Raw genomic sequence first — 18,668 nt, forward strand, 5'->3', positions numbered from 1 at the left:
TCCATCCCGCCAACCGGACTCACACCAGCAAAATCCACACCGACCAGCGTAAGTCCACTTAAGCAGATAAGCAGTACGCATGTTCGAATGCTAACGCCGGCCACCGACAAGAAGTGGCGGCGGCCCCGCTGCCTACTTCTGTTCGTAGACGCCGTGGATGACGGCGCGAGCTATCGCGTGCTGGAACAGGTTGAACCCGAGGTAGGCGGGGCTGACATCCTCGGCGAGATCCAGCTTGTCGACGTCCACGGCGTGCACGGCGACGTAGTACCGGTGCGGCCCGTGTCCCGGCGGCGGCGCGGCACCGATGTAGCGACGCATCCCCGCGTCGTTCACCAGCGTCAGCGCATCACCGGGCAGGTTGCTCCCGTCGCCCGCACCCGCGGGCAGTTCGGTAACGTCGGCGGGCAGGTTGGCCACCGCCCAGTGCCAGAACCCCGAGGCCGTCGGCGCATCGGGGTCGTAGACGGTGACGGCGAAGCTGCGGGTCTCCCCCGGGAATCCCGACCAGCTCAATTGCGGGCTGACATCTTCTCCGCCCGCGCCCATGATCCCGCTGACCTGCGGCATGGCCAGCGACTGGCCGTCGGTGATCGAGTCCGACGTCAGGGTGAACGACGGCAGCTGCGGCAGCGCGGCGTACGGGTCGGGCGCGGTGCTCATGGGGAATCCTCTCGTTACGTGTCGTGTGTTCAGCAGTGTGTCAGGAAGTGTGCCAGCACCTCGGTGCCGAACCTCAGCGCATCCACGGGTACCCGCTCGTCGACACCATGGAACAACGCGGTGAAATCGAGGTCCGGCGGCAACCGCAGCGGGCTGAAACCGAAACAGCGAATGCCCAAGCGCGCGAAGGATTTTGCGTCGGTACCACCGGAGAGCATGTAGGGCACCGTGCGGCCATCCGGGTCGAGGGCGAGCACGGCGGCGTTCATGGCGTCCACCAGGTCGCCGTCGAAGCTCGTCTCATACGACTCGAAGTCCTTGATCCACTCCCGTGTCACGTCCGGTCCGAGCAGTTCGTCGACCTCGGCCTCGAACGCCGCCTTGCGGCCCGGAAGGACCCGGCAGTCGACCACCGCTTCCGCCACGGCCGGGACGACGTTGGCCTTGTAACCGGCCTTGAGCATCGTCGGGTTGGCGGTGTCTCGCAGCACGGCCTTGAGCATGCGGGCCATGGGGCCGAGCTTTTCGATCGCTCCCGCCAGGTCGCCCGACTCGACGTCGAACGTCAGCCCGGTCTCCTCCCCGACGGCCGCCAGGAACTGTGCGACGGTGTCGGTCACGACAAGCGGAAACTGGTGCCGGCCCAGCCGGGCGACCGCCTCGGCGACGGCGGTGACGGCGTTCTGGTCATGCACCATCGATCCGTGTCCGGCCGGGCCGCGGGCGGTCAGCCGCATCCACGACAGGCCCTTCTCGGCCGTCTCGATCAAATAGAGCCGGCGCTCACCCCCGTCGCGGCGTGGCACGGTCAACGAGAACCCACCCACTTCGCCGATCGCCTCGGTGACGCCCTCGAACAGGTCGGGCCGATTGTCGACCAGCCATCGCGCCCCGTAGCTGCCGCCGTGTTCCTCGTCGGCAAGAAACGCGAACACCAGATCGCGTGGCGGCACGATCCCGGCCTGCTTCAACTGCCGGGCCACCACGATCATCATGCCGACCATGTCCTTCATGTCGACCGCGCCGCGGCCCCAGACGAAGCCGTCCTTGACCGCACCGGAGAACGGGTGCACGCTCCACTCGGCCGGCTCGGCCGGCACCACGTCGAGATGCCCGTGGATCAGCAGCGCGCCGCGCGAGCTGTCCGCGCCCGCGAGGCGGGCGATCACATTGCCGCGGCCCGGGGCGCCCGATTCCACATACTGCGGCAAGTAGCCGACCTCGGCGAGCTGCTCGGCGACCCACTGCGCGCACTCGGCCTCGCCCCGCGTCGTCTCTGGTTCGCCGGTGTTGGTGGTGTCGAACCGGATCAACCTGCTGACGACCTCGACCACGTCGTCACTCGGGGCGGTCGGGAACTCGGTCTGGGCGGTCACAACCACCTTTCCTACCATTGCGGAGGCCGCTCGGCTCGGTGCTGAGCGGCCCGGCTGGATTGGGTCCCCGTGAGACAATCCGATAGCCTTAGCTGCCAACCCATGCGGTTGGTTTTGTCCGAGTGGCGGAATGGCAGACGCGCTAGCTTGAGGTGCTAGTGCCCTACTAATGGGCGTGGGGGTTCAAGTCCCCCCTCGGACACGCGTGGTGCAGGGTCGTGACGCGACGGGCGCTGCCGAAGTCCCGCCAACCGGGGGTCGAGAAATGGCTCCTCCGCTGCACGTTCGACGCACAGCCAGCACGAACAACCCTCTCCCCCAATCCAGTACGTCTAGAGTCGGCTGTAACGTTAGCCATATCTCATTCCCCGCGTTGACAGGTCAACTGTATGCACGATGGTGCCCACCTAGGCGTCGAGATCGACCTTGACGCTTTGTGGGCGGCCGTGCCCTGCCCCACGCTGGTCATCGATCGCGAGGGAATCGTACGGGCGCTGAGCGGGTCGGCGGGATCGCTGCTGCCCGGCGCCGTACAGGGCGGCCGGATCGACGAATCGGTTGACTGGCTTTCGCGCGCACATCATCGTCTCGTCCAAACTTCGCTCGGCGCGGTTGATCGGGACACGTCGGTGATCTCGGGAAGTGTGATCTCGGGAAGTGTGGGAAGCCGCAAGTTCGACGCGCACGCCGCGGTGCTGCCCAGCGGCGAGGTGGCGTGGTCGCTGGTAGAGGACACCGGCCAGTTATTGCGGGAGGCGCAGGAAGCGCTGGCGCGCGAGCAGGAACGCACGGCGATCCTGCTCGAGGCATCTTCGGTGTTGACGGCGTCGCTGAACGTCGACCGCTGCCGGGAAGCGACGGTGCAGATGGCCGCGCGGCACCTGGCGGACGCGGCGGTGCTGGTGGCCCCCGCGGGCCGGGGCCGGCGCCTGCCCGTCTTCTACAGCGGCGCGACCGGCGCGGTGGAGCAGTGCAGTGTCGACGCCGACCCCGCGGTGGTGGCGGGGTTGAGCGAGGCGCTGCACGGGTTCCCGCCCGTCTCCTCGGGCTGGATCGATCCCGTGACGGTACCGGATTGGCTTGTGCCGCAACATTTCTCGGGTCCAATCGGGTCCGTGATGATCCTGACGCTGCCGGGACACGGCGCTTCGGCGGGGGCATTGGTGTTGCTGCGGCGCACCGATCGGCCGGCGTACAGCGCGGACGAAGAACTCTTCGCCGGCCTGTTCGCCGCCCGAGCCGGGGCGGCGTTGTCGGCCGCGCGGCTCTACGCGGAGCAGGCCGCCATCACCCGCACGCTGATGCGTGACCTGCTGCCCCCACCGCTGCACGGCTTGCACGGCATCGAATTCGCCGGCGGTTACCGGGCTTCGAAGGATTACGAGGTTGTAGGCGGCGACTTCTACGACTTTCACCCGGCGGCACGCCCCGAGGACGAGACGCTGGTGGTGCTGGGCGACGTGTGCGGGAAGGGGCTAGAGGCCGCGGTGATGACCGGCAAGATCCGCAACACACTGCAGGCCCTGACGCCGCTGGCGCAGGACCACGAGGGTGTGCTCACGCTGCTCAACCGCGCCATGTTGTCGTCGGACCACACCCGGTTCGCCACGTTGGTCCTGGCCTCCGTCGCATGCCGGGACGGTCAGGTGGCGCTGCGGTTGACCTGCGCCGGACATCCACCGCCGTTGATCGTGCGCGCCAACGGGCAGGTGGAAGAGGCCAATACCAAGGGCACACTGGTCGGCGCCTTGGAGCGCATCACCGTGCAATCGTTTGAGACTTCCCTGGCGCCGGGCGAAACGTGCGTGCTGTACACCGACGGAATCACCGAGGCACGCGGCGGCCCGCTTGGCGATGACTTCTTCGGTGAGCAGCGGCTGGCGGCCGCACTGACCGGATGTGCCGGAATGCCGGCTGAAGCGGTCGTCGAACGCGTCCTGATGCTGGCCACGCAATGGGTGGGGCAACGCGTGCACGACGACATCGCGGTGGTCGCCATCACCGCCCCGCAGCGCACCCACCTCAGCGCCGTCGACGGCCACACCAGGGGCAGGTACGTGGCATGAGGTCCTACGACACCGAAATGACCGCCTCCCGCGCTACCGGTGCCGCTGATGAAGTCCTTGTCCGCGAGCAACTGTGGGGGGCCCTCGCCGACCGTGACGAGTACGCGGCGGCCGCCACGGTGTTCGCCGCGATGGATGCGGGCATGACGCCCGAGGACGTGCTGCTGGAGGTGATCGCCCCCGTCCAGCACAAGGTGGGCACCGAGTGGGCCGCCAACCGCCTCAGCATCGCGCAGGAACATGCGGCCACGGCCATCAACGATCGCGTCATCGCCGCGCTGGCTCATCACCCCGCCGGCAAAGCCCCGACCCGCGGCGGTCGCGTCACTTTGGCGTGCGTGGACGGGGAGTGGCACGCTTTGCCCGCCCGGCTGCTGGCGGAGGTGCTGCGGCTGCGCGGCTGGCAGGTCGACTTCCTCGGGGCGCAGGTCCCGACCCGCCACCTGATCGCCCACCTGCACCAGCACGGCCCCGATGTCGTGGCACTCTCCTGCTCGATCCCGACCCGGCTGCCCGCCGCGCACGCCGCGATCGTCGCGTGCCAGTCCGCCGGTTTTCCCGTCCTGGCCGGCGGCGCGGCCTTCGGCCGCGACGGCCGCTTCGCCCGCCGGCTGGGCGCTGACGCGTGGGCGCCGGATGCGCGGACCGCCGACGAACGCCTGAGTCGCGGATTCCCCGCCGTGCGAAGCGTTTCCAACCGCCAGCCGGTCGACGATCTGCCGCATCTGGTCGACCAGGAATACACCATGGTGAGCCGGAGCGCGACGCAGCTCGTCAAGTCCACCGTCGCCGACCTGGAGGACCGCTTTCCCGCCATGCGCGCCTACTCCACGCAGCAGCACCAGCACACCGTCGAAGACATCGCCCACATCGTCGACTTCCTCACCGTGAGCCTCTACACCGACGACGACGCGTTGTTCACCGACTTCATCGCCTGGACCGCCGAGATCCTCACCGCGCGCGGCGTTCCGGCGGCATCGCTGCACCCGTCGTTGGATTTGCTGACGGCGCAATTGAAGGACTTCCCCCGCAGCCAGCGCCTACTGCAGGCAGCAAACGATGCCCTCACCGCCGTCGCCGGCCCAGGAGCGTCCGAATGAACCTCTGCCTGAGCGTCGCCACCACTGGGCCGTCGGCCTGCGTGCAGGTGTCCGGTGACCTGGTCTACGAAACCGTGGATGCCATGGTGGACGCGGTCGGTCAGCTGCTGAGCCAGCAGCCCGCCCTGGCGCACCTGCATCTTGACCTCTCCGAGTTGGTTTTCTGCGATTCGTCCGGCCTGTCCGGCCTGCTCCTCGTCCATCGCCGGAGCTGTCAGGCGGACGTGCATCTGCACCTCGACCATCGACCGCGATTCCTCGACCGCATCCTGGACCTCACCGGTACGTTCGAGCACCTGGTCACCGCGTCCAGCTCCGAGGCGGGAACGGCAAGCCCGGACCGGCGGGGCCAGAACACTCCGGGAGAGACCCGGGCTCGCTGACCGGCCCGGCCGCTACGAAAGCCCGTAGGCTGGATCGCGACCGATGACACCCAACGGATTCCTCCGGCGCACTGCGACGCGCACGTTCCGCGACCGTCGCGAGGCCGGTCGCGCGCTGGCCGAGCAGCTGATGTCCTACCGCGACAGGGACGACGTGCTGGTCTTCGGGCTGGCCCGCGGCGGCGTGCCGGTGGCCTGGGAGATCGCCGCGGCGCTGCACGCGCCCCTCGATGTGTTCCTGGTCCGCAAGCTCGGGGTGCCGCACTGGTCGGAACTCGCGATGGGCGCGTTAGCCAGCGGCGGTGGCGTCGTGATCAACGACGACGTGGTATCCAGCTTGCGCATCACCGACGAGCAGGTGCGCGAGGTGATCGAGAGCGAGACGGCCGAACTGGCCCGCCCCGAGTACGCGTACCGAGGCGGGCGCCCGATGGCCGACCCGCGCGCCAAGGTGGTGATCTTGGTCGACGACGGGATCGCCACCGGCGCAAGCATGTTGGCCGCGGTCCGAGCGGTGCGGGCGGCGGGCCCGAAATCAATAATTGTCGCCGTCCCGGTGGGACCGCCGTCGACCTGCCGTGAGCTCGGGCTCGAGGCCGACGGGGTGGTCTGCGTGACGATGCCGCCCGGATTCGAAGCCGTCGGCCAGGTGTACGCCGATTTTCACCAGGTCAGTGACGACGAGGTGCGGGAGACGCTCGCCACGCCCACCGGCTGAGTACTACTTGGCGGCCTCGTCGCCGCGGCCCTCTGCCGACACCGCCGACTCCTCCGTGGCCTCGGCGCCGGGCGCTCCCGACGATTCGTAGCCGCCCTCGTGCGGGGCTTCCTCGGGGTAGTCGACGGCCTCGTCGCCGGCGTCGGCCTCGGAGTGGGCCTCGGAGTGGGCCTGGTCCTCGTGCTCCTCGGCGCCGACCGCGTCGCGCCGCTGCCGCTCCTGCAACGCGTCGACGATCAACAGCACCACGCCGAGCACGCTGGCGCCGATGCACACCCAGGCCACCAACTCATTGCTCGTGACCACGGCGAACACCAACGCGACGAGGCCAACCAGGGCCAGTACCAGCGCAATGATCAGCATCGGTCATCCTCCAAGCGACGAGCGGGACAGCCAGTTCGTGTGCAGGTCTAGTGTGCCAACCGCGCAGCCTGGGCGAGTCTCCGGCACGCCTGTGAGGCTAGTTGTTCCCCCGGTTGAATTGGTCGAATCCACCGGCGTCGGCGCTGGAGTCGACGGGCGCCGCCGATCCGCGCTGGCCGAGCTCCTCCAGCTGCGATTCCAGGTACGTCTTGAGCCGGGTCCGGTATTCGCGTTCGAAGGTACGCAGCTGCTCGAGGCGGCCTTCCAGGACGGTGCGCTGCTGGTTGATCGTTCCCATGATCTCGGAGTGCTTGCGTTCGGCGTCGGCCTGCAGGGCGTCGGCCTTCTCCTGGGCCTGGCGCAACTGGGTCTCCGAGCGGGTCTGGGCATCCGCGAGCATCGCGTCGGCGCGCTGCCGGGCCTCGGTGACGGTGGTCTCGGCGGTCTGGCGGGCCTCGCTGAGGATCTGGTCGGCGTTGGCGCGGGCGTCGGCCAGCATCTTGTCCGACTCCGCCTTGGCGGTGCTGGTCAGCCGGTCGGCGGTGTCCTGGGCCAGGCTGAGCACCCGAGCGGCCTTCATGGCCTGCTCCTCGTTGCTCCCCGCGGCGGCGGCGGGTGCGGCCACCGGTGCCGCCTTGGGCGCCGGCTCCGGCTCGGGGACGGGAATCGCCTGCGTGGGCGCAGCCGCGGCGACGGGAGCGGCACCGGCGCCACCGCCGGCGGCCAGCTCCTGGTCCAACTCCTCGATCCGCTGACGCAGATCGCTGTTCTCTTCGATGAGCCGCGTCAGCTCCGCCTCCACCAGATCGAGGAAGGCGTCGACCTCATCTTCGTTGTAGCCCCGCTTGCCGATCGGTGGCTTACTGAACGCCACATTGTGGACGTCGGCTGGTGTAAGCGGCATTGTTTCGTCCCCTCAAGTTCCTGTCTAACGTTCTGGAAAGTGTAGAACGCAGTGGTAGCCGTCGTGCAACTGCCGTCCATCCTGTCACATGAGGCGCGACCGTTGCTGTTTAGGCCAATAAATAAGAACCAATTTCAAACACTGAGGGCAATAAAATCCGAAACCTTAGATTTTTTAAATCGCGGCCACCAAACCGAGGCTAAAACGTGGCCGAACCGTCTCCGCGCCCGGAGATGGCTCGCGCCGGGGCCCGAACCGGCTTACGCCGCGGCGCCGAAGGCCAGTTGCATGCCGATGAACGCGACCAACAGCAGCACCATGATGGACAGGTCGAAGCGGACCGCCCCGATGGTGAGTTGCGGGATCAGCCGGCGCAACAGCTTCACCGGCGGGTCGGTGATCGACATGATGATCTCGAGGATCACCACGGTGAAACCCGTGGGATGCCAGTCACGGCTGAACGAGCGAATGAACTCGACGACGACCCGGGCGATGAGCAGCAGCCAGAAGATGAACAGCGCGAAGCCAAGGATCTGAAAGAACAGCACCAACTGAGGAGTCCCGACCTTACCGATGAGATTTCAGGTGCCGCGGGCTTGCGCGGCGCCTGCCAGCGTACCGACTCCGAGCCTGGGGCCACATCTCAGCCGGTCGAGCGACGGAACACAGGGACGAAACGACGCTGCCGAACCGGGGTTATTGGTAAGCGTAGAAGCCGGTTTCGGCGATCCGGCGGCGCTCCTCCGGGGAGACATCGACATCGGCGGGCGACAGCAGAAACACCTTGGTCGCCACCTTGTCGAAGGAGCCGCGCAACGCGAAGGCCAGGCCGGCCGCGAAGTCGACGAGCCGCTTCGCGTCGGCGTTGTCCATCGACACCAGGTCCATGATGACCGGGGTGCCGTCGCGGAACCGCTCGCCGATGGTGCGGGCCTCGCTGTAATCCTTCGGCCGCAGCGTGGTGATCTTCGAGAGCGGGTGGCCCTCTTCGAACATCATCGCCATCCGGCGTGGGTCCATCGCCAGCGCGCCGCGGGTGGAGTTGCGCAGCCACGACCCGAAGCGGGGCCTGCCCATCTCGGGCCGCTCGAACTCGCGGGGATGCATGGCGCCGTAGCGCGACTCCTCCCCGTAACCGGCGCGGTAGCCGCTCGGCGGCGGGTAGTCGGCGGGCTCGCGCGGGTCGTCATAGTCGCGCCCCTCGTAGCGGCCGTACCCGTCGTCGAAACGCGGGCGCGGGAAACCGCGGGAGGGAGCGTGGTCGTCGTAGTACTCGTCGTCGTAGTCGTCCATCGGGGCCATACCGAAATAGGCCTTGACTTTGTGCAGTGTGCTCATTGCGTTGACCCCTTCTAGCCCCTGATGCTTGGTGTCAGTGATGAAGATGTGACTACAGTGACTTAATACGGTGACGGTAGCGGCCGTGGACCCAATAGCGCGGTACCGACACGCACACACGTCGAACCGTATTTGACGGCAATTTCGAAATCGTCGGACATGCCGGCGGACAGGCCGACTGCGTTCGGATGGGATTCCAGGACGCGCAGGTGCTCCTGTCGCAGGCGGTCGAAGGCCGCGTCGGGATCCGCGCCCAGCGGCGGGATGGCCATCAGCCCGGCCAGTTCCAGGCATTTTGCCTCCTCGGCCTGCGCGCACAACTGGTCGACCGCCCCCGGCGTGGAGATGTCGACGCCGCCGCGCGTCTCGTCGCCATCGAGACTGATCTGGACGTAGATCCGCATCGGATCGGCGCGGCGGCCCTCCGCCAGGGCCGCCGACACGCCCCGATCGAGGGCGCTGAGCAGGTGTGAGCTGTCGACCGAGTGGGCGGTGTGCGCCCAGCGGGCAACCGAGCGGGCCTTGTTCCGCTGAATGTGGCCCACCATGTGCCAGCGCAGAGCCGGTACATCCGCCCGCGAAGATGACGCTAAAAGTCTGGTGACTTCGCTCACTTTCGCCGACGCTTCCTGATCCCGCGATTCGCCGACGGCCCGGCAACCCAATCGGGACAAAGTCACGACATCGGTTGCTGGAAAGAATTTGGTAATCGGCAGAAGTTCGATTTCACCGACATTGCGACCCGCCGCTTCCGCGGCGGCCGCAAGGCGCGAGCGCACGGCCGCTAATGCGTGTGTCAATTCCGTTTCGCGGTCGCTGTGACTTTCCGGGGCCGGCGTCCTTTCCGCCATCGCGGTCACTCCATCCACACCAGCGAGGCCAGCCGCCCGGTCGGCGCGTCCCGGCGATGGCTGAACAGGGTGCGATCGGCGACCGTGCACCGCGGATCGATGTCGATGGCTGTGACGCCCAAATGCTTTAGCTGACAAGCGATTCCGGTCCGAAGGTCGAGGCCAGGAGTGCCGGCGGCGGTCACGGTGCGGCTGCCGGGCAGTGTCTCCTCCACCTCGTCGGCCATGGCGGCGGGCACCTCGTAGTTGCGCCCGCTGACCGCCGGGCCCAGCAGGGCCGATATGTCCTCGGCGTGCGCGCCCAGCGCCAGCATCGCCTCCACGGTGCGCGCAACCACGCCATACTGGGCGCCGACCCGGCCTGCATGCACCGCCGCGGCCACACCGGCGCGCGCGTCGGCCAGCAGCACCGGGACGCAGTCGGCGGTCACCACCGCCAGCGCCAAGCGCGCGGTGTTGGTCACCAACGCGTCCGTGTCGTCGACCGCGACGTCGCGGGGGCCGTCGACCACCTCGACCCGGTCGCCGTGGACCTGGTTCATCCACACCACGCGCTCAGGCTTGAGGCCGATGGCGGCGGCGAGCCGATTCCGGTTGGCGGCCACCGCCGCCGGGTCGTCACCGACGTGGTCGCCCAGGTTGAAGGTGTCGAACGGTGGACCGGAGACACCGCCCGAGCGGGTCGTGGTCACCCGCCGAATGCGCACGCTCACCTGTTCAGTATCCGGAACGCACCGCCTGCCAGGGGGCAGCGCCATCCGGCCGCGGCCGGTTCGTCGCGCACTGGCAAGCAAATCGAGACCCTCAGCGGCGCATGAATGGCGGCACGTCGACGTCGTCGTCGTCGCCGCCGATATTCAGCGTGGCACCGTTGGTGTGGACCGGCACGCTGACCGCGTCGACCGGCTCGAAAAGCGTGGAACTGAGCTTGCCGGACTTCGCCGACTCGATCCGGTGCGCACCACCGGCTTTCTCTCCGGCACTACCCCCGATGACCGCCTTGCGTCCCGCTCCGGTGGCGTCGAAGCCCGCCGCGATGACGGTGACGCGCACCTCGTCACCCAGCGAGTCGTCGATGACCGTGCCGAAGATGATGTTGGCGTCCTGATGGGCGGCGTCCTGCACGAGCGAGGCCGCCTCGTTGATCTCGAACAGCCCTAGGTCGCTGCCGCCGGCGATGGACATCAGCACGCCCTGGGCGCCCTCCATCGACGCCTCCAGCAGCGGCGAGTTGATCGCGATCTCGGCGGCCTTGAGCGACCGGCCCTCGCCGCGCGCAGAGCCGATGCCCATCAACGCGGTGCCGGCCCCGGACATGATGCCCTTGACGTCGGCGAAGTCGACGTTGATCAGCCCGGGCGTGGTGATCAGGTCGGTGATGCCCTGCACACCGTTGAGCAGCACCTCGTCGGCGCTCCGGAACGCGTCCATCAGCGATACCGCGGCGTCGCCCATCTGCAGCAGCCGGTCGTTGGGGATCACGATGAGGGTGTCGCAGCTCTCCCGCAGCGAGGCGATGCCGCTTTCTGCCTGATTGCCGCGCCGCTTGCCCTCGAAGGAGAACGGCCGGGTGACCACGCCGACGGTCAGCGCGCCCAGCTTGCGGGCGATGCTGGCCACGACGGGCGCGCCGCCGGTGCCGGTCCCGCCGCCCTCGCCGGCGGTGACGAACACCATGTCCGCCCCGCGCAGCAGCTCCTCGATCTCGTCCTTGGCGTCGTCGGCGGCCTTGCGGCCGACCTCGGGGTCCGCGCCGGCGCCCAGCCCGCGGGTGGAGTCGCGGCCGACGTCGAGTTTGACGTCGGCATCGCTCATCAACAGCGCCTGCGCGTCGGTGTTGATCGCGATGAACTCCACGCCCTTGAGGCCCTGCTCGATCATCCGGTTCACGGCGTTGACACCGCCGCCACCGATACCCACGACCTTGATGACGGCCAGGTAGTTATGTGGGGGGGTCATCATTCGTTTTCCTCCCTGGTGGGCTCAAGTTCTTCGCGACGGGGTTCCTCCCGATCGTTCGCGGCCCTTCCTGGCAAACCCTCAACCTCAACCATAGAGTTAGAGTTATGTCAAGTAGTTCCGCGTAACCAGAACGGTATGGGCATGCCGCGCGCTAACCCCGCAGGCGCGCCGACGCGCGGCTCGCAAATTTTTTCCTGTTGCGGCCGTCACACGCCGGGGTTGACGGGCGTCGCTACTTCACCGTGGGCAGGTCGGGGCTGGAGACGTCGTAGGTCCGCCCGGGCTGCGTCAGCAGCGCGGCCAGCTTCTCGGCCTTCTCGTCGGTGCGATCGGTTGTCCCCCAAATGACCACGCGGCCATCGCCGAGCGTGAGCGTGATCGAGGCGACCGAAGGGGCCGCGATCCGGCCCACCTGACCCGCGACCTCGGGCCGCAGCGCGGTCAGCACCTGCAGCGCGGCCTTGGTCGCCGGGTCGGTGGGGCCGGGATTGGCGACGTCGAGGTATGGCAGCGCCGGCGGCGGCGGCCCGGTCGCGAAGTCGACGCCGTCGCGGTCGAAGAGGTGCGGGCCGTCGGGAAAGTCCTTCACGGCCACCGGAACTCGCTCGACGATGGTGATGCGCAGTGCCGACGGATATTGGCGTTGCACCCGCGCGCTGGCCACCCGCCGGATCGCCGCCACCCGGTCGGCCACCTGGTTGGTGTTGATCTGCAGCAGCGGCGTCCCCGGTCGCACCCGCGCCGCATCCAGCACCTCTTCCCGGGTCACCTCCCCGGTGCCGACGACGACGATGTTGCGGGCCGACATCGCGGGCGTGAAATAGAGGATCAGCGCGAGCCCGATCCCGACGGCGACCAGCAGCACCGTCACCAACAGCATCTTCAAGCCACGAACCACGCCCCGTGCGACGGGCTTGGATTCGTCGAGCGGGCGTCCGCTGACCCGGCGTTTGGCCTCCCGGCGGGCTTCCTCGATGGCGGTGGCGCGCTCCTGGGCGGCGCGGCGTTCGGCCCGTTCGCGGCGGGCCCGCCGGCGCGGACCCTCGAATTCGTCCGGGGCCGCCGGGGTTTCGGCCTCGGGCCCTCCGACGAAGAGCGGCTCGGTGACGGCGTCCCCGGCCGCCTCGGCGTCGGCCGGCTCGCCCACGACGCCGTTCGGCTGGGTCATCGCATCACCCCCGGGCGGCCGGGAGCGCTGCGGTTGTCCCGGATCCGCAGCTCGGTCACGATTTCCGGCGCCAGCAAGGTCACGTCGCCCGCACCCATCGTGACGATGACGTCGCCGGGGCCGGCGGCCGCGGCCACCTCCGCGGCGACCGCGGAGAGGTTGGGCAGGTAGCGCACCCGCACGCTGACGTGCTCGGCGACGCTGGCGCCGCTGACGCCGGCGAGTGGTTGCTCGCGCGCGCCGTAGACGTCGAGCACGAACACCTCGTCGGCGGCATCGAGCGCGCGGCCGAACTCCGCGGCGAATTCCTTTGTGCGCGAATACAAATGGGGCTGAAACACCACCAGGCTGCGACCGCCGCCGCTCTGCTCGAGGACCGTGCGGACCGCCGCCAGCGTGGCGCTGATCTCGGTGGGATGGTGGGCGTAGTCGTCGAAGACGCGCACCGACCCGGCGATGCCCACCAGTTCGAACCGGCGGCGCACCCCCTCGAAGCCGGCCAGCCCGTCGAGCACCGCGTCGACCGAGGCGCCGATCTCGATCGCCGCCAGCAGGGCGCCCAGCGCATTGAGCGCCATGTGCCGCCCGGGCACCGACAGCCGCATCACCCGGGCGTGCTGTTCGCCCGCCAACTGGATATGTGCGACCGCCTCGGTGCCCTGCTGCTCCCAGGACAACAGGGTGGCGGCGTGGTCTTGGTCCGGCGCGGATCCGTACCGCAGTACCCGGATTCCCAGCTCGGCGGTGCGCTCCGCCAGCGCGGCCGCGCCCGGGTCGTCGACGCACACCACCAGCGCTCCCCCCGGGGCGAGCCGTTCCACGAAGGCGTCGAACACCCCGACGTAGGCGTCGGCGCTGCCGTAGAAATCCAGGTGATCGGTCTCGATGTTGGTGACGACCGCGACGTTGGGCGTGTACTCCAGCAGCGAGCCGTCGCTCTCGTCGGCCTCCGCGACGAAGCAGTCGCCGCTGCCGTGATGCGCGTTGGTGCCGGCCTCCCCCATCTCGCCGCCGACCGCGAAGGACGGGTCGCGCCCGCAGTGCTGCAGCGCCACGATCAACATCGACGTCGTCGTCGTCTTGCCGTGCGTGCCGGTGACCATCAGCGTGGTGCGCCCGTCCATCAGCCTGGCCAGCACCGCCGGGCGCAGGATCACCGGGATGCCGCGCCGCCGGGCTTCGACGAGCTCGGGGTTGGTCTTCGGGATGGCGGCGTGGGTGGTGATGACCGCGGTCGGGCCGCCGGGCAACAGGTCGAGCGACGATGCGTCGTGGCCGATGCGGATCGACGCGCCCCGGGCCCGCAAGGCGTGCACGCCGCGCGACTCCTTGGCGTCGGACCCGGACACCAGCGCGCCGCGGTCCAGCAGGATGCGGGCGATGCCCGACATGCCGGCTCCCCCGATGCCCACCATGTGCACCCGCTGCAGCTCGGGCGGCAGCTGTTCGGCGTTCACCGTCGTCCTCCCGCCGCTGCCTTCCTGGCGATGTCCAGCGCCGCCTGTGCCACCTGGCGCGCCGCGTCGGGGTGCCCCACGCGCGCGGCGGCCGATGTCATCGCCGCCAACCGCGGCGGGTCGTTGAGCAGCCCGGCCACCTCGCGGGCGACCAGCTCCGGCGTCAGGGCGGCGTCGGCCACCAGCATGCCGCCCCCGGCGTTGACCACCGGCAGCGCGTTGAGCCGCTGCTCGCCGTTGCCGATCGGCAGCGGCACGTAGATGGCCGGCAACCCGACGGCCGAGACCTCGGCGACGGTCATCGCGCCGGACCGGCAGATCGCCAGGTCGGCGGCGGCATAGGCCAGGTCCATCCGGTCGAGGTAGGGCACCGCCACGTACGGCGGATCGCCGGGTTGGCTCTCCCGCAGCTCGAGGGTATTTTTCGGTCCGTGCGCGTGCAGCACCGACACGCCCGCGGCGGCCAGGTCGGCGGCGGCCCCGGACACGGCCCGGTTCAGTGACACGGCGCCCTGCGAGCCGCCGAACACCAGCAACACCCGCGCGTCGCCGGCGAAGCCGAAGTGCTTGCGCGCCTCGGCCCGCAGCGCCGCGCGGTCCAGCGAGGTGATGGCCGCCCGCACCGGCACCCCGACCACCTCGGCGCGCGGTAACCCGCAATCGGGCACCGCGGAGAGCACGCGGTCGGCGCCGCGGGCGCCGATCCGGTTGGCCAGCCCGGCGCGGGCGTTGGCTTCGTGGATCAGCACCGGGACGCGGCGCCTACGGCTGAGACCGCGCGGGATCCCGCGAGCGGCGAGGTATGCGGGTAGCGCCACGTATCCACCGAAACCGATGATGACGTCGGCGTCGACCGCGTCGAGCACGGCGCGGGTCTCCCGGACCGCGCGCCACACCCGCGGGGGCAGCCGCGCCAGGTCGCCGCTGGGCTTACGCGGCAGCGGCACCGGGGTGATCAGCTCGAGGTGGTAGCCGCGCTCGGGCACCAGCCGGGTCTCCAGCCCGCGGTGGGTGCCCAGCGCGGTGATGCGCACCTGCGGATCGAGCGCGCTGAGCGCGTCGGCCACGGCCATCGCGGGCTCCACGTGGCCGGCGGTGCCCCCGCCGGCCAGCACGACCGACAGTGGCTTGAGAGGCTGAAAAGCCGACAACGCGGCACCGGCGGGCTGGGGGCTTGCCCCCCGCCCGCCGGTCGGCTTGCTGACCGTGTCTTTCACCCGTAACGCTGACCTTCCAGTGCGCGAGCGCGCCGCGCCTGACGCTGGCCGGCGTACCGCTGGCCAGCTCCATGATGCACCGCCCTGCGGGCCGGCCGGGCGGCTGTGCGGGAGAACGCCGGCCGCAGCGGTTCCTCGGCCTTTTGGGGGGCCTTGCGGGAGGGCTTGCGCGCGGGCGCCTGGGCGGCCTTCTGCGCGCCGTTGCGGGAGGAGCCACCCTTGGCCGGTTGCTTGTCCCCGCGCTTGCGGTCGCGGAACGACTCCAGCCGGGTCGGCACGTACGGCTGCGGCAGTGGCAGCCGCAGGAACCGGTTCACCTTGTCGTCGCGGCCGGCGCGCAGGGCCGCCACGGCCTCGGGTTCGTGACGGGCCGCATTGGCCATGATCCCGATCATGAAAAGCGTTGCCGCCGTGGATGTTCCGCCCGCAGAGATGAGCGGCAGCTGAATACCGGTGACCGGCAGGATCCCGATCACGTAGCCGATGTTGATGAACGCCTGACCCAGCACCCACATCGTCGTGGTGGCGGTCAGCAGCCGCAGGAAGGGGTCGGCCGAACGGCGGGCGATGCGCATCCCGGTGTAGGCGAACAACCCGAAGAGCACCAGCAGCCCGAACGCGCCGACGAAGCCTAGCTCCTCGCCGATGATCGCGAAGATGAAGTCGTTGTGGGCGTTGGGCAGGTAGTTCCACTTGGCGACACCCTGGCCCAGGCCGTCGCCGAAGACGCCGCCGTGGGCCAGGGCGAACTTCGCCTGGCGGGCCTGGTAACCGGTGTCCATCGGGTCGTTCTCGGGATTCATCCAGGATTTCACCCGGTCGGAGCGGTAGCCCGCGGACATCGCCAGGATCGCGCCGGCCATGAAGACCGCCAGCAGCGAGGTGGCGAAGACGCGCAGCGGCAGCCCGGCGTACCACAACAGCGCCAGCAGGATGATGCCCAGCGACACCGTCTGCCCCAGGTCGGGCTGGGCCACGATGAGCGCCAGCGCGATGACCGCGGCCGGCACCAGCGGGATCAGCATCTCGCGCAGCGAGGCCCGCTCCAGCCGGCGGGCCGCCAGCAGATGCGCGCCCCAGATGGCGAAGGCGATTTTGGCCAGCTCGGACGGCTGCATCGAAAAGCCGGCGACGACGAACCACTTCCGCGACCCGTTGGCCAGGTTCCCGATGCCGGGAACGAGCACGAGCACCAGCAGGATGACGGTGACCACATAGCCGGTGAAGGCGACCCGGCGGATGAACCGCACCGACATTCGCAGCGAGGCGTAGCAGGCGATCAGGCCGATCACCGTCCACAACACCTGCTTGCCGAAGATCACCCAGGCCGACCCGTCGGCGTCGTAGGACCGCACGCCCGACGCCGAGAGCACCATGATGAGGCCGAGCGTGGTCAGCAGCCCGGTCACCGCGATGATCAGGTGAAACGAGGTCATCGGCCGGCTCAGCCACGCGCCGAACCGGTTGCGCCCTTCGGCCGTGACCTGCGTTTTCGTGGATGGCTTGGCTTCGGAGGCGCCGGCGGTGCTCACCGGGCCGGTCGCCTCGTCGGCCGCCCCCGGCTCGGCCGCGGCGGTCTCGGCGGCGGCTTCGGTTGCTTTGCCCCGGCGTCTCAGCCGGGCCAGCGGGTTACCCACGCCCGCCTACCGCGTGGCCGCGCGGACGGCGGCGGCGAAGGCGTCGCCCCGGTCGGCGTACCCGGTGAACTGGTCGAATGATGCGCCGGCCGGTGCCAGCAGCACCGTGTCGCCGGGCCGTGCCAGGTCGCGGGCCGCGGCCACCGCCGCGTTCATGACGGAAGTGCCGAGGTCCCCGCCCGAATGTTTCACTTCTGTCACATCTGCACCAACAACCACAGCCGTCGCATTCATATCAGCATCCTCGCCTGTCACAACCTGGACGACGGGGACATCCGGCGCGTGTCGCGATAACGCCTCTGCAACCTCTTGGCGATCTCGGCCGATGAGCACCGCACCGACCAGCCGGGAGGCGATCCTGGCGACCTCCGCGTCGACCGACGCGCCCTTGAGCAAACCCCCCGCCACCCAGACAACGCGCGGGTAGGCCAGCACGGAAGCCTCGGCGGCGTGCGGGTTGGTGGCCTTCGAGTCGTCGACGTAGGTGATCCCGTCGGCGACCGCGACCACCTCCGCCCGGTGCCGGCCCACCCGGAAGGACGCGATCGCGGACGCGATCGCCTCGGCCGGCACTCCGACGCTGCGCGCCAGCGCCGCCGCGGCCAGGGCGTCGAGGATCCCGACGGGTCCCGGCACCGGGATCGAGTCGACGGGCAGAAGCGCGAGGTCGTCGGCGAAGGCGCGGTCGATCAGTTGGCCGTCACGCACGCCCAGTTCGCCCGCCGCCGGCTCGCCGAGCCGGAAGCCGACGCGCACCGGCGCCGCGGCGGTGTCCAGCAACGCGGCCGCCCGGGCGTCGTCGAGCCCCACCACCGCCACCCGGCCGTTGAGCACCCGCGCCTTCGCCGCCGTGTACTCGGCCATGGTGGAGTGCCAGTCCAGGTGGTCTTCGGCGATGTTGAGCACCACGCCCGCCTCGGGCCGCACCGAGGGCGCCCAGTGCAGCTGGAAGCTGGACAGCTCGACGGCCAGCAGGTCGGCGGGCGCTTCGAGCACGTCCAGGATCGGATCGCCGATGTTGCCGCACAACAGGCTGCGCCGGCCCGCGGCGGTCAACATCGCGTGCAGCATCGACGTCGTGGTGGTCTTGCCGTTGGTGCCGGTCACCACCAGCCAGCGGCGCGGCGGCCCGTACTCGCCGGCGGCGTCGAGCCGCCAGGCCAGCTCCACATCGCCCCAGACCGGCACGCCCGCGGCCGCGGCGGCGACCAGCAGCGGTGTGTCCGGGGAGAACCCCGGACTGGTGACCACCAGCGCATATTCGGCAATGTGCTGCGTGGCCGTCGCCGTCGTCACGGTCGCCACGCCGTTTTCGGCGTAGCGCCGCAGCGTTGCCGGGTCGTCGTCGCACAGCGCCGGGACGGCGCCGAATCGGGTCAGGGCCGCCAGCACTGCCCTGCCGGTCACGCCGCCGCCGGCGACCAGCACGGCCGCGCCCCGCACCAAGGGGTCGAGCCCGGGCACG

16 protein-coding genes, 1 tRNA gene and 2 pseudogenes are annotated in these 18,668 nt (G+C 69.7%); 5 read left to right on the top strand and 14 right to left on the bottom strand.

All coding sequences use genetic code 11. From position 1 onward, the window contains the following. Nucleotides 1-132 precede the first annotated feature (132 nt). Nucleotides 133-663, bottom strand: a complete 531-nt coding sequence (locus AWC17_RS11490; RefSeq protein WP_046186607.1) for a YbhB/YbcL family Raf kinase inhibitor-like protein — start codon at nt 661-663, stop codon at nt 133-135. Between the two features lie 29 nt (nt 664-692). Further along, the gene (locus tag AWC17_RS11495; protein ID WP_046186606.1) at nt 693-2,057 is read right to left on the bottom strand and encodes a M20/M25/M40 family metallo-hydrolase; all 1,365 of its coding nucleotides are present in this window, start codon (nt 2,055-2,057) and stop codon (nt 693-695) included. Nucleotides 2,058-2,155: 98 nt separating this feature from the next. On the opposite strand from AWC17_RS11495, the gene AWC17_RS11500 reads away from it, so the two are divergent. The 5 genes and pseudogenes from AWC17_RS11500 to AWC17_RS11520 all read left to right on the top strand — a co-directional run. Then, nucleotides 2,156-2,241, top strand: a tRNA-Leu gene (locus tag AWC17_RS11500). Between the two features lie 187 nt (nt 2,242-2,428). After that, nucleotides 2,429-4,105: a PP2C family protein-serine/threonine phosphatase gene (locus AWC17_RS11505; protein WP_046186605.1), complete on the top strand. Its 1,677-nt coding sequence runs from the start codon at nt 2,429-2,431 to the stop codon at nt 4,103-4,105. 17 nt (nt 4,106-4,122) lie between these two features. Continuing rightward, entirely contained in the window at nt 4,123-5,205 is a 1,083-nt protein-coding gene (locus AWC17_RS11510) for a cobalamin B12-binding domain-containing protein (protein ID WP_085164690.1), read from the top strand. Further along, the gene (locus AWC17_RS11515) at nt 5,202-5,588 is read left to right on the top strand and encodes an STAS domain-containing protein (protein WP_085164654.1); all 387 of its coding nucleotides are present in this window, start codon (nt 5,202-5,204) and stop codon (nt 5,586-5,588) included. The genes AWC17_RS11510 and AWC17_RS11515 overlap by 4 nt, the downstream gene beginning before the upstream one ends. Nucleotides 5,589-5,625: 37 nt before the next feature. Further along, nucleotides 5,626-6,306 (top strand): annotated as a pseudogene (locus AWC17_RS11520) (phosphoribosyltransferase); the annotation flags it as partial. 3 nt (nt 6,307-6,309) lie between these two features. Here AWC17_RS11520 and AWC17_RS11525 read toward each other — a convergent pair. The 12 genes and pseudogenes from AWC17_RS11525 to murD all read right to left on the bottom strand — a co-directional run bounded on the left by AWC17_RS11525 (nt 6,310) and on the right by murD (nt 18,667). Continuing rightward, nucleotides 6,310-6,669, bottom strand: a complete 360-nt coding sequence (locus tag AWC17_RS11525) for a hypothetical protein (RefSeq protein WP_046187117.1) — start codon at nt 6,667-6,669, stop codon at nt 6,310-6,312. Nucleotides 6,670-6,766: 97 nt separating this feature from the next. Then, nucleotides 6,767-7,573 (bottom strand): DivIVA-like cell division protein Wag31, encoded by an 807-nt coding sequence (wag31, locus tag AWC17_RS11530; RefSeq protein ID WP_047323638.1) that lies wholly within the window; start codon nt 7,571-7,573, stop codon nt 6,767-6,769. 260 nt (nt 7,574-7,833) lie between these two features. Beyond that, the gene (locus AWC17_RS11535) at nt 7,834-8,124 is read right to left on the bottom strand and encodes a YggT family protein (protein ID WP_046187069.1); all 291 of its coding nucleotides are present in this window, start codon (nt 8,122-8,124) and stop codon (nt 7,834-7,836) included. A 145-nt stretch (nt 8,125-8,269) separates the two neighbouring features. Next, a complete protein-coding gene (locus tag AWC17_RS11540; protein ID WP_046187068.1) occupies nt 8,270-8,911 on the bottom strand; it encodes a cell division protein SepF in 642 nt (213 codons plus the stop codon). Between the two features lie 62 nt (nt 8,912-8,973). Further along, entirely contained in the window at nt 8,974-9,762 is a 789-nt protein-coding gene (locus AWC17_RS11545) for a YggS family pyridoxal phosphate-dependent enzyme (protein ID WP_046187071.1), read from the bottom strand. Between the two features lie 5 nt (nt 9,763-9,767). After that, nucleotides 9,768-10,475 (bottom strand): peptidoglycan editing factor PgeF, encoded by a 708-nt coding sequence (gene pgeF, locus AWC17_RS11550; protein WP_047323637.1) that lies wholly within the window; start codon nt 10,473-10,475, stop codon nt 9,768-9,770. A 91-nt stretch (nt 10,476-10,566) separates the two neighbouring features. After that, nucleotides 10,567-11,721, bottom strand: coding sequence for a cell division protein FtsZ (ftsZ, locus tag AWC17_RS11555; RefSeq protein WP_046187108.1), 1,155 nt, complete (start codon nt 11,719-11,721; stop codon nt 10,567-10,569). A 235-nt stretch (nt 11,722-11,956) separates the two neighbouring features. Then, on the bottom strand, nt 11,957-12,892 hold the full coding sequence (ftsQ, locus tag AWC17_RS11560) for a cell division protein FtsQ (protein ID WP_047323636.1): 936 nt from the start codon (nt 12,890-12,892) through the stop codon (nt 11,957-11,959). Next, a complete protein-coding gene (murC, locus tag AWC17_RS11565; protein ID WP_047323635.1) occupies nt 12,889-14,349 on the bottom strand; it encodes a UDP-N-acetylmuramate--L-alanine ligase in 1,461 nt (486 codons plus the stop codon). Before murC ends, ftsQ begins: the two co-directional genes overlap by 4 nt. Further along, a pseudogene (gene murG, locus AWC17_RS11570) lies at nt 14,347-15,566 on the bottom strand (undecaprenyldiphospho-muramoylpentapeptide beta-N-acetylglucosaminyltransferase); the annotation flags it as partial. The pseudogene murG and the gene murC, both read right to left, overlap by 3 nt. After that, complete coding sequence (gene ftsW / locus AWC17_RS11575) at nt 15,563-17,203, bottom strand: putative lipid II flippase FtsW (protein ID WP_047323633.1); 1,641 nt, start codon at nt 17,201-17,203, stop codon at nt 15,563-15,565. The pseudogene murG and the gene ftsW, both read right to left, overlap by 4 nt. Nucleotides 17,204-17,209: 6 nt before the next feature. After that, nucleotides 17,210-18,667 carry a UDP-N-acetylmuramoyl-L-alanine--D-glutamate ligase gene (murD, locus tag AWC17_RS11580; RefSeq protein WP_141224589.1) on the bottom strand — a complete coding sequence of 486 codons (1,458 nt, stop codon included), beginning with the start codon at nt 18,665-18,667 and terminating at the stop codon, nt 17,210-17,212. Between the last annotated feature and the right edge of the window lies 1 nt (nt 18,668).

Source organism: Mycobacterium nebraskense, from assembly GCF_002102255.1.
GTDB classification, from domain to species: Bacteria; Actinomycetota; Actinomycetes; order Mycobacteriales; family Mycobacteriaceae; genus Mycobacterium; species Mycobacterium nebraskense.